Genomic DNA, 11,501 nt, shown 5'->3' with positions numbered 1-11,501 from the left:
TATGAGAGATAAGGTTCAAGCACTTGCCGGCGGTATGATGGTTTCCATCATTGTACTGGTCATTGCAGGTATTTTTATAGGGATAGGCGCTGGCGTTGTAAACCAAATGTCAGCTCAAGACTCTGTCATTTTTGCGTTCTTCAAACTGATGCTCGATCTTGGTTTGATGGTAATGCGAAACCTACCACCATTCTTTGCGATTGGTTTAGCCTTTGCCTTGTCAAAATCTGAAAAAGGTTGGGCAGCATTTACAGGCTTTACCATGTTTATGTGTTTCAACGTCGCGATTGGTTCCATTGCCGCTTTTAACGGCTGGACACCGGAAACGACCAGTGTTGATTACCTTGTTAACAACATGGGTTACGACAAAGTTGCCGCACAAAATTTCAATTCACTATGGGGTGAAAACCTAGGCGTATTCTCATACAACATGGGGATCTTCAGCGGGATCATTGTGGGCTGTATCACAGCGGCACTGCACAACCGCTTCTACAAATTTGAAATGCCAGCAATGCTGAGCTTCTTCTCTGGTCCACGTGCTGTCGTAATCTTTGCTTATCTTGCGATTATGCCGATCAGCTTTGTTGCTTATCATGCTTGGCCGCCGATCGCGGGTGGGCTGCAATCTATCACGACGCTTATTACTAGCTCGGGTATCTTTGGCTCTTTCCTATTCGGCGTGTTTGATAAGGGGTTACTACCATTTGGTCTCCACCATCTCATCGCCTTCCCAATTGAATACACTCGTGTGGGTGGGGTAATGGAAATTGATGGCGTTGTGTACGAAGGTGTACGTAATATCATGAATGGTCAAATGAGCTCCCCTGAGGCAACTGGTTACATCACACATAACTTTACTAGTGGTCGTATTCCAATTCAGATTGGTGGTCTTACAGGTGCGGCTTATGCGATGTATGTCACCGCGAAACCACAAAACAAAAAGAAAGTCGCTGCGATTATGATCCCTGCCGTATTTACTGCAGCAGTTATCGGGATCACAGAGCCACTTGAATACACTTTCTTGTTTGTTCAACCATTCTTGTTCTTTGCTGTGCACGTGCCATTAAATGGTTTGGCTTATGTCATTACTGAGATGTTTGGCGTCTCTATTCATGGTAACCAACTGTTGTTTATGGTGCCAAACCTACTACAGCCAGAGAAGGTACATGCTTGGGCGTTGCTATGGATTATCCCACTGTACTTCGTTGTTTACTTCTACACATTTAAGTACGTGATTCTGAAGTTCAACTCTAAAACACCAGGCCGTGAAGAGGACGATGATGCAGATATCGCTCTTTACTCAAAAGCAGACTTCAAGAAGAAAAAAGAGCAGAACTCTGCAGGTCTTCCAGTCGAAATTATTAAAGCGCTGGGTGGTGCTGAGAACATCGATAACGTTTCAAACTGCGCCACACGCTTAAGGGTTTCCCTACATGACGAAACGTTAGCGGCAGCAGATGATGTCTGGAAAAAACAACTGAATGCAATTGGCGTGGTGAGAATGCCAAAAGGAATTCAGGTCATCTACGGTGCGAACGTTATTACCATTGCGTCAGGTATTAAAGAAGCGCTGGGCGTCGACTCTTAATCATTCCCCCCTACAAATAAAAAACCAATAACAAGTGAACCCTCCTGTGGTGCGAGCACCACGGGTAGGGATTTCTGTACCCAAAATATGGAAATATAATTATGAAAAATATAACAAAAGTGTCCCTAACCTTGCTTGCAGTGAGTATTTCTGGTGCGCTACACGCAACCGAAGCCCCTACATGGTCTGAAAGAAACCCAATCGTGTTTTGGGGTGATCGTGCAAATGAAGATTGGAGCTACGTAGACAATCTTGCGGAGAGCGAAAAGAGCTTTTCAGAGAAGTTAAAACGCCTTGATATTACTGATGATGGAGAGTGGAAAGTTTCATTTAGCGGTAACATTAAAGCGGCTTTTGATAATCGTTGGAATCATATGTATGACTCTGATGTACGTAAGAAAAATGAGTTCCGTAGCCGAATGCAGTTTGCTACTGATGTGACATACCAAGATTGGGCTCGAATCTACGGTGAAATCCGCACCAACTACACCAACTTAGATAACCCTGGTCCGGTAGATGATGCTGGTACTGACTTCCACCAACTATTCACAGAGTTCAAGCTGCTCGATGATGGTGAACAGTATTTGAGCACACGTTTAGGACGCCAAGAGATTTACCTCAATGAATGGCAAATGATGAACCGAGAACCAACACCCGTGCAATCGAGTTGGAATGCGGCGAGTGCCAAATACAGAGTGAATGGCATCAACTTTGATGTTTATTACGGTGAAGAAGTCTTCCCATTGCGCAAAGATGGCAGTTGGAGTGGGAACTGGGATGACAAAACCAACGGAAAAACCTCCACTGGTATCTTTGCGAATTGGCGCACGGACTATGGCGCAATGCAGGCTTATTTCATGAGCAATGACGTGATCAACAGTTCATTCGTTAATGCTCCTGATGGGGATGTGGATATTCAAGTATTGGGCTTGCACGCACATGATTTTGTTCGTGAAGGTTTCGGGTACATGGTTGATGGTGTTTATCAGTTTGGTGACCATGCTGGCAAAGATATTTCAGCGTATATGGCTTATGCGGATCTGAACTACAACTGGAGTGCAGATTGGAATGTACGTGCAGGTTTAAACCTTCATTATGCATCGGGAACAAGCAAGGATAGCGATAAAGTGAACACGTTCAACCCACTATGGACGGGGGATCCTCTAGGTTTTGCTCATGACGGGGCTTACGGTAACGCGATGCAGGTTGGCGGTTATTCAGTTATTGAGTACATGCCAAAACAGAGCATTATCACTGGCTTTATGTCAACGTGGCGCGCCGATACAGACGATGCGATTTATACCTTAAATCAGGATATTTTGTTCGGTGAAAACTCTGATGAAAAATACGCTTACACTCAATTTTATCTGCAGTTCCACAACTACATTACGGGCAACCTAAAAACGGAGTTGAACCTGTACTATGCGTTGGATAGTGACTATACGCGTGATGTTGTCGGTCCTCAAAGCGACAACATTACTCGTGCCGAAATCGCAGTGATCTACAACTTCTAGTATTGCGATAGACGATAAATATCCAAGCATACTGCTTTTATCTGTCCTATTTGCCTTGATTAAGGCACGTCATGTTTTTTAAGCAGCAATTTTGCCCAGTCGACATGCTGGGCTTTTTTATTGGAAAACTGGGAAGTGTTCAGTGGATGCCTCTAGGTTTGCTTGTACTTATGCAGCAAATCTAACGGGATATGGCAGTAGTCGTTTGGAAAGCGTGTGAGTCGGTCTTGATGCTCATCATCACTTGGCACGTAGTTCGTGAGTGGCAGCACTTCTACGGCGATCTTATCGGCATCTGGTCTTGCTGCGATAAATGCTTTGGCAATCGCTAGGTGTTGTTCGTTTTGACTATAAACACCGGTGCGGTACTTCTCACCTACGTCTTCACCTTGCTTGTTAACACTGTGCGGGTCGATGATCTCAAACAGATACCCTATTAAAGTTTCAACCGACACTTGTTCAGGGTCGAACTGGGTTTTCACGCATTCCGCGTAGCCATCGTATTCGGTTTGAGTGTTGTCCGTCGTGCCATTTGCTCGTCCTGCTTCGGTGCTGATTACGCCCGGAAGGTGACGCATAAATTCTTGAACGCCCCAAAGGCAGCCGCCTGCGAAGTAAATTTCTTCCATCATTCTGTCCTGAAAAACTTTGCGCCATTATGGGCATCACTTTCATTCAAACACAACTCCAACCATAAAATAGGAACAACTCAGAAGTGATTTGCTCTCTTTTTTGTGCTGTGTTTCCTCGTTAGATTGAGCGCAGTTAAGAGCTAGGGGGAATCCTAATGAAAATAGAACATATCGCGATTTGGACTGAACGTTTGGAAGAGCTAAAAGCCTTCTATGAGAAATACTTTAACGCGGTGTCTAACGACAAATACCACAATCCAACCAAGCAGTTTTCATCTTACTTTCTTTCGTTTGAAAGTGGCGCACGATTGGAGTTGATGTCGATGGAAGGTGTGACCGCCTGTGAAAAATCTCATGCAATGCAGGTCACAGGGTTGGCACACTTTGCCTTCGCCTTAGGATCAGAGCAGGCGGTCGACCAACTAACCAAAACCTTAGTAGATGATGGCTACCAATGGGTCGACGGTCCGAGACAAACAGGTGATGGTTACTACGAAAGCTGCATCTTAGATCCGGATGGCAACCGTCTTGAGCTTACGGTGTAACGCAGCTTAGCTTACTTCCATCGTTCACAGGCTGCTTTCATATGAAAGTGTTCGGGCGTATACTGTAAGCTCATCAATAAGGAGCGAGCCTGTGAACTCAAGACAAAATGAAATCCTGCAATTGGTTAATGACCGCAAACGCGTTCAAGTGACGGAGCTTTCTGACATCATTGGCGTGTCGGGCGTGACCATCAGGCAGGATTTGAACTTCCTTGAGCAACAAGGCTACTTAAAGCGCGTACACGGCGCTGCGATGGCGCTACAAAGTGACGATATTGATACGCGACTCGAAGTGCGTTTCGACATCAAACAAGCGTTAGCCAACAAAGCGGCAGACTTGGTATCACCAAACGAAACTGTATTGATCGAAGGCGGCAGTGCTAATGCGCTCTTGGCTCGCACATTGGCTGAACGTGGTGACGTCACCCTCATTACTCCATCAGCGTACATCGCCCACCTCATCCGTAACACCTCAGCTAACATCATCTTGCTTGGTGGTGTGTATCAGCATCAAGGCGAGAGCTTGGTTGGACCGCTGACTAAGCTGTGTATTGAGAACATTCATTTCAGCACGGCTTTCTTGGGTATTGACGGTTTCCATCAAGACACAGGCTTTACTAGCCGAGACATGATGCGTGCAGAAATAGCTGAAACCATCATTGCGAAAAAGCGCCGTAATATCGTGCTGACGGACTCAAGCAAGTTTGGGCAAATCTACCCATCTTCGATTGGTAAAACGAGTGAAATCTCTGTGTTGTTAACCGACAAAGCCGCTCCGAAAAGCGACCTCGAACAGTTGAGAAAGCAAGGCGTGGAAGTGGTGTTGGGTTAAGCCGACTCACGAACAATGAGTTTGGGAGGCAGGATCAAGCTGTAAGGTTCGCTGTCTTCTTGCTTCAGTTGATTGATCAATCGTTTTGCCGCTTGTCTTCCCATCTCTCGTGCATTGGAATTAACGAAGGTGAGCGGTGGTTCAATTAACTCTGCTTCTTCAACGTCATCAAAACCAATCACCGATACTTGCTCGCCGATAAACTGATCTTTACCGATAGAACGTCCTGCTCGATGTATCCCATAAACCGCGCCTAGTGCCGTCGAGGAATGGTGACAAAGAACCGCAGTAATCTGTGGATGTTCCAACAACAACTGCTGCACAGCTTGAGCGGCAGACGCTTGGCTTTTCTCACACTCGACCACCCACTCAGGTTTGAAAGGCAAACCAAACTGCATCAGGGTTGAACAATACCCACCAATACGCTCAGCACGGCACAAAGAACTGCTCGCGCCACCGACATAAGCGATTCTGCGATGCCCTTGCTTAACCAGATGCTCCGTCGCCAACTTGGCGGCGTACATGTTGTCTGGTCCTACATAGTCGATTTGCTTATCCACCGAAGCGCGTGAAATGCACACCATTGGCAGATTGTGTTGCTTGAGGTTTTCGATGTTGAACTGCTGGCTTTCACCAATCGGGCAAAATGCGATACCACCGACACCTTGGCGTGCCATGGTTAATACACACTTCTCAAACTTTTCTTGACTATCCCCACTCTGAGCCAGAAACAGCATGTAACCTTGCTGCTCGATTTCCTCACTCAATCCTGCCGTGACTTCTGCGTAATAGGGATCACTGATGTCTTTGAGGATCAGTCCAATGATTTCACTGGAATTGGATCGTAGGTTGGCAGCGGCACGGTTACGGATATAGCCAAGCTCTTCAACCGCAGCGTTGACCTTTTCTATTGTGTCTGGAGAGATCCGCCCTTTATTCCCCAACACCATAGAGACGGTGGTAACTGACACGCCAGCATGTTTAGCGACTTCTGTAATGGTCACTTTTTTTGACGACATAGATTCACTTTATGGATTAGAAAAACGTTTTATCATCAAACTGTAACCCTATTAGGTTGATTTTAAAAGCCCTAGACAGTTTGTGGAAAAAGATATCTAACTCGATCACAGAATTTTTGGTAAAACGTTTTATCAAAATTTTTAGCAGCGTATATTGAGTGCATAAAAACAACACTTCATGCGCACATAATGTGATGTGTATGAGCCCTACAAGTTCTCAAATTCCGGAGACAAACTATGTCTAAAAGCAATAAATCGACCATGTGGGAGTTCTTGCAAAGCCTCGGCAAGACCTTCATGTTGCCAGTCGCGCTGCTGGCATTCTCAGGTATTCTTCTTGGTGTCGGCAGCTCGTTTTCTAGCGCTGCTATCAAAGAAGCCATCCCATTTTTAGACAACACTCCTTTGCAATACCTGTTTATGTGGATGACTAAAATCGGTCTTGTCGCATTCATTTACTTACCTGTAATGTTCGCAGTAGCTATCCCGCTTGGGTTAGCGCGTGAAGAGAAAGGCGTGGCAGGTTTCGCGGGTTTCGTTGGCTATGCTGCGTTCAACCTTGCGATCAACTTCTTCCTAACCGTCGCTGGTGTACTAGACAGTGAAGCGGAACGTGCCGCCTACGGTGTGAAAAGCATCATCGGCATTGAATCGATTGATACTGGTATCCTTGGCGCGGTAATCGTTGGTGTGATTGTTGCGAAACTTCACCAGCGTTTTTACACCTTCAAAATGCCAGATGCGCTAGCGTTCTTTGGTGGTGCTCGTTTTGTTCCAATCATTTCTGCATTGGTACTGGGCGTTGTCGGTGTATTTATCCCATTCGTATGGCCTTACTTTGCTGCAGGCATTAATGGTATCGGTCATGTGATCGAAGGCGCGGGTGATTTCGGTCCTATGCTGTTTGGTACAGGCGAACGTTTATTGCTGCCAATCGGTCTTCACCATATCTTGGTTGCGCTGATTCGATTCACTGAAGCAGGCGGTACTATGGATGTGTGTGGTCAAACCGTGTCTGGCGCATTAAACATCTTCTACTCTGAATTGTCTTGTCCTGACACAACGGCATTTACACCGGAAGTCACGGCATTCTTGTCTCAAGGTAAAATGCCAACTTTCCTAGGCGGTTTACCGGGTGCAGCTCTTGCGATGTACCACTGTGCTCGCCCTGAGAACCGCTCAAAAATTAAAGCACTGCTTATCTCTGGCGTCGTAGCTTGTGTGGTAGGCGGTATCACTGAGCCGCTTGAATTCTTGTTCCTATTCGTTGCGCCAGTGCTTTACTTCGTCCATGCGATTCTGACTGGTCTGGGCTTTATGGTGATGGGCTTGCTTGATGTCACCATCGGTAACACAGACGGCAACCTGATTGACTTCTTGGTGTTCGGTATCCTGCAAGGCACGGCAACGAAATGGTACTTAGTACCGCTTGTGGCGGGTATTTGGTTCGTGGTTTATTACTCAGTATTTAAGTTTGCGATCACTAAGTTCAACCTAAAAACACCAGGTCGTGAAGTCGATACGGCGGAAGTGGACAAAGAACTTGAAGCGGCATTCATCAACGAATCTGGCAAAGGTGCTGCAGTATTGGCAGCTCTTGGTGGTAAAGAGAACATCACAGCTTTGGATAACTGCATCACTCGTCTTCGCTTGTCTGTTAACGATATGAGTTTGGTCGACGACGCAAAGTTGAAAGCCAACGGTGCGCTGGGTGTAGTGAAGCTTGATGAGCACAACCTGCAAGTCGTGATTGGCACACAAGTTCACCTAGTGAAGAATGAAATGCAAGCCATCATGTCTGCTAGCTAATCATTGCTTTGATAGATGCTCCCCCTCGGCACAATCTCCATCCTCCCCCCCCAATGAGATTGTGACGAGGGACCTTAATATTGGAATATTCGTATGACTCAGAATTTCGACTTTGATACACCGATTGATCGCACTGGCACTTACTGCACGCAGTGGGACTACGTTCAGGATAGATTTGGTAAAGCGGGTCTACTCCCGTTTACCATTTCAGATATGGATTTTGCTGCGCCAGAGCCTGTAATGAATGTGCTTAAACAACGTTTAGAGCATCCGGTATTAGGTTATAGCCGCTGGAATCATGAGGATTTTAAGTCCGCGATTCGCTACTGGTATCAGACTCGCTTTGACTGCGAAATCGATACTCAGCAAGTGGTGTACGGACCTTCGGTTATCTACATTGTGTCAAAGTTGATTGAGCAATGGAGTCAGCCGGGGCAGGGCGTGGTGTTCCATACGCCAGCTTATGATGCGTTCGACAAAATGATTGAAGGGCAAGACCGTACGTGCGTTCGCAGTCCGCTCATCAAACAGCAGGGTCGATTTGAAATTGACTGGCAAGATCTGGAAACCAAACTCGCTGACCAGAATAACACTGTGCTGTTGTTGTGCAGCCCTCATAACCCAACAGGGCGAGTGTGGAGCCAAAGCGAGTTGGAAAAGATGGCGGAGCTTTGCAACCAACACCAAGTCAAAGTGATTTCCGATGAAATCCACATGGATGTGTGCTTTAAGCGTCATGTCCCTTACGTGGGGTTTGGTTGTTCACAAGATTGGGCTGTCGTCACATCGGCGTCTAAATCATTCAATATTCCAGCCTTGAATGGCGCGTATGCGTTGATCGCGGATTCACCAACTCGCGAACGTTATCTGCATAAACTCAAAGAGGTGGATGGTCTTTCATCGCCTTCTATTATGGGCGTGCTTGGTACGATGGCGGCTTATCGTCACGGAGAACCTTGGTTAAAGGCGCTCAACGAGTATGTATTGGCTAACCATCAATACGTGAAAGAAGCACTGGAAAGCGCCTTTCCTGAAGTGAGTTACCTTGTCCCAGACGCGACCTATTTAGCATGGATTGACTTATCTGTTTTGAATCTAGATATGACGCTGCTTAATCAGGCGTTAATTGAGCAATTCAATATTGCCATCATGTCTGGAGATGTTTATGGCGATTCTGGGAAAGGCTATCTCAGACTCAATCTGGGTTGCCCAAGAAGCAAAGTCGAGCAGGGCGTTTCAGCCTTGATTCAAGCGATCAAATTGCAGTGTTAAAACACCGCGGGAGAGAGTGAGATGTCACTGTTCAAGTTAGATAATGTGATTCAAAACTACGCTTGGGGAAGTAAAGAGTCGATTTCTAAACTATTTGGCATCGACAATGCGAAAAATCAACCTCAAGCTGAAATTTGGATGGGAGCGCACCCTAATGGTTGCTCGCGCCTCGCAGCAACTGGTGAGTTATTATCTGATGTGATTGCGAGAGACAAAGCAAGCATGTTTGGTGATTACACCATGATGCGTTTCGGTGAACTTCCGTACCTATTCAAAGTGCTTGCGGCGGATTCTCCGCTCTCGATTCAAGTTCATCCTAACAAGCGAAAAGCTGAGCTTGGTTTTGCACGAGAGAATGAACAAGGTATTCCACTTGATGCTCCTAATCGCAACTACAAAGACGCTAATCACAAGCCAGAGTTAGTCTACGCACTGACTTTCTACAAGGCGATGAATGGCTTTCGTCCGATAGAACAGATACTGACGCTGTTCCGCCAATTTGGTATTCGCAGTTTAGATGGTAAGGTGGCAGCGTTAGCCGAGCACCCAAATCAAGACGGGCTGAAAGACTTCTTCACGGTGATCATGACCTTGAGCGAAGCTCATAAAATTCAAGCCTTGGCAGAATTGGACGCAGCATTAGAGCGTGGTCCAAAGACGGCATTGGAAAGAGAAGTGCTCAGTTATGTGGCTGAGTTTCAAAAGCATTACCCGAAAGACATTGGATTGCTGTCTCCGTTGATGTTGAACACGATAGAACTTGCACCTGGTGAAGCGATGTTTCTCCATGCCGAAACGCCTCATGCGTATGTGCAAGGTACAGCGTTGGAAATCATGGCGAATTCTGACAACGTGCTTAGAGCTGGGTTAACGCCCAAGTACATTGATGTGGATGAGCTTATCGCAAATACGGCATTTCACACCACGCAACCGGAACTGATTAAGCTGTCGCCAATTCATAAAGAGGGCAAGTTGAGCTATCCAATTCCGGTAGATGATTTTGGTTTTGATATTCTCTCTTCCGATGGCGAATGCAAACAACAGTTTGTGCGTGGTGCAGAGATTGTTTTTTGTGTTGAAGGCAGAGTTGAGGTCATGACATCAGAGGCAAGTCTGACCCTTAAAGCCGGAGAATCTGCATTTATCACTAACGATTGTAAGTTTTACCAATATCGAGGGAGTGGCTTGCTAGCAAGAGCGTATAACTGAGTGCTTTGTCTATCTCATGCACTGAGACCGCTATTACCGCGGTCTCAAATGGTTTGATGTTACTTGGGTATAAATATGGTGACTGCGCACTACAACGATCGTTATGCCACTCTTTGTTTTCGCTTTGCCAGCATTGCAGCAGGAGAGAAACCTGTCACCAACATGGTTCCGCCTAGCACCAAAATTGTCCCTATGATGGTGTTAAAACCGACAGGTTCACCCAGAATCAAGTAACCCCATAAAATACCAAAAACGGGGACAAGGAAAGTGACGGTCAAGGCAGAAGCAGGACCAATATCCGAAACTAAGCGGAAGTAGAGTAAATAAGCGAAACCTGTACACACAACGCCAAGAGCGATGACGGAGCTCCATTCAAAACTGCTCGGTTCAGCGCGCATCGGTAGAAAAGGCAATAACGGTAGAACCCAAATAACCGCTGCCCACATACTGCCGTGTGCATTGTCGAAAGCTGGAACTTGCGGAGCATTTTTAGTGTAGTTGGTTGCAATCCCATAGCTGAAAGAAGCCATTAGGCTTGCCCCGATGGGGAAGATAGCCTCTCTGCCGATGGTTGAAGAATCCAAGCCGACAAGTACAGCCACACCACCAATACCAATCATCATACCTAGAATGGCTTTTGCCGTTAAAGGACTGCGATACCAAACAAAACCAATTAACGCGCCCCATATCGGTGCGGTTGAGTTGAGAATGGCTAAGGTCGACGCATTCAGCGTTTGAGCAGCATAAGCAAAAAGCAGAAAGGGCACGGCGCTATTAAACAAGCCAATAATGAAAAAGTGCTTAATGTGTTTTGTGAAGGCAAGTTTCTTTTTGAGATAGAAAGCTATCAAGAGCAATGCTATTGCCGCAAATGCAACACGAAACTCGATTAAGTAAGCCGGTCCGAACGTATTAGCGGCGACTCGCATAAACAGAAACGAGCCACCCCAAATAGCAGCGAGACAAAGTAAGCGAAAAAAACTGGCTGCAGTCATGATACATCCTTGGTCGAGGTCTAGCGCCCCATTGATTAATTGTTGCGCTAACAGTGGATTAAACCAAGGATGAGATCAACCAGAAA

10 protein-coding genes are annotated in these 11,501 nt (G+C 46.2%); 7 read left to right on the top strand and 3 right to left on the bottom strand.

The genetic code is table 11. The annotated features are described in order from the left end of the window. Nucleotide 1: 1 nt before the first annotated feature. Both MHO32_RS07755 and MHO32_RS07750 read left to right on the top strand, forming a co-directional pair. Nucleotides 2-1,588 carry a PTS transporter subunit EIIC gene (locus MHO32_RS07755; protein WP_005453012.1) on the top strand — a complete coding sequence of 529 codons (1,587 nt, stop codon included), beginning with the start codon at nucleotides 2-4 and terminating at the stop codon, nucleotides 1,586-1,588. Nucleotides 1,589-1,689: 101 nt separating this feature from the next. Next, nucleotides 1,690-3,102: an alginate export family protein gene (locus MHO32_RS07750; protein ID WP_239211063.1), complete on the top strand. Its 1,413-nt coding sequence runs from the start codon at nucleotides 1,690-1,692 to the stop codon at nucleotides 3,100-3,102. 152 nt (nucleotides 3,103-3,254) lie between these two features. Here the strand turns inward: MHO32_RS07750 and MHO32_RS07745 are convergent, their stop codons facing one another. Beyond that, nucleotides 3,255-3,731, bottom strand: coding sequence for a peptide-methionine (S)-S-oxide reductase (locus MHO32_RS07745; RefSeq protein WP_239211141.1), 477 nt, complete (start codon nucleotides 3,729-3,731; stop codon nucleotides 3,255-3,257). Between the two features lie 158 nt (nucleotides 3,732-3,889). Between MHO32_RS07745 and MHO32_RS07740 the strand changes: the two genes are divergently transcribed. Both MHO32_RS07740 and MHO32_RS07735 read left to right on the top strand, forming a co-directional pair. Continuing rightward, a complete protein-coding gene (locus MHO32_RS07740; protein WP_005453003.1) occupies nucleotides 3,890-4,279 on the top strand; it encodes a VOC family protein in 390 nt (129 codons plus the stop codon). A 91-nt stretch (nucleotides 4,280-4,370) separates the two neighbouring features. Beyond that, nucleotides 4,371-5,111: a DeoR/GlpR family DNA-binding transcription regulator gene (locus tag MHO32_RS07735; RefSeq protein WP_005453002.1), complete on the top strand. Its 741-nt coding sequence runs from the start codon at nucleotides 4,371-4,373 to the stop codon at nucleotides 5,109-5,111. Here the strand turns inward: MHO32_RS07735 and malI are convergent. Then, complete coding sequence (gene malI / locus MHO32_RS07730) at nucleotides 5,108-6,130, bottom strand: Mal regulon transcriptional regulator MalI (protein WP_239211061.1); 1,023 nt, start codon at nucleotides 6,128-6,130, stop codon at nucleotides 5,108-5,110. The genes MHO32_RS07735 and malI overlap by 4 nt on opposite strands. Before the next feature lie 237 nt (nucleotides 6,131-6,367). On the opposite strand from malI, the gene malX reads away from it, so the two are divergent. From malX to manA, 3 genes are all read left to right on the top strand, one after another. After that, on the top strand, nucleotides 6,368-7,939 hold the full coding sequence (gene malX / locus MHO32_RS07725; RefSeq protein WP_045421789.1) for a maltose/glucose-specific PTS transporter subunit IIBC: 1,572 nt from the start codon (nucleotides 6,368-6,370) through the stop codon (nucleotides 7,937-7,939). Nucleotides 7,940-8,032: 93 nt separating this feature from the next. Further along, the gene (locus MHO32_RS07720) at nucleotides 8,033-9,211 is read left to right on the top strand and encodes a MalY/PatB family protein (protein WP_114320605.1); all 1,179 of its coding nucleotides are present in this window, start codon (nucleotides 8,033-8,035) and stop codon (nucleotides 9,209-9,211) included. A 21-nt stretch (nucleotides 9,212-9,232) separates the two neighbouring features. Next, nucleotides 9,233-10,420 (top strand): mannose-6-phosphate isomerase, class I, encoded by a 1,188-nt coding sequence (gene manA, locus MHO32_RS07715; protein WP_239211059.1) that lies wholly within the window; start codon nucleotides 9,233-9,235, stop codon nucleotides 10,418-10,420. Between the two features lie 101 nt (nucleotides 10,421-10,521). Here the strand turns inward: manA and MHO32_RS07710 are convergent, their stop codons facing one another. Continuing rightward, the gene (locus MHO32_RS07710) at nucleotides 10,522-11,415 is read right to left on the bottom strand and encodes a DMT family transporter (RefSeq protein WP_005452998.1); all 894 of its coding nucleotides are present in this window, start codon (nucleotides 11,413-11,415) and stop codon (nucleotides 10,522-10,524) included. Nucleotides 11,416-11,501: the final 86 nt, after the last annotated feature.

Source organism: Vibrio sp. MMH1-50 (assembly GCF_022347645.1).
Classification (GTDB): domain Bacteria; phylum Pseudomonadota; class Gammaproteobacteria; order Enterobacterales; family Vibrionaceae; genus Vibrio; species Vibrio harveyi.
This window is presented reverse-complemented; position numbering and strand designations above follow the sequence as displayed.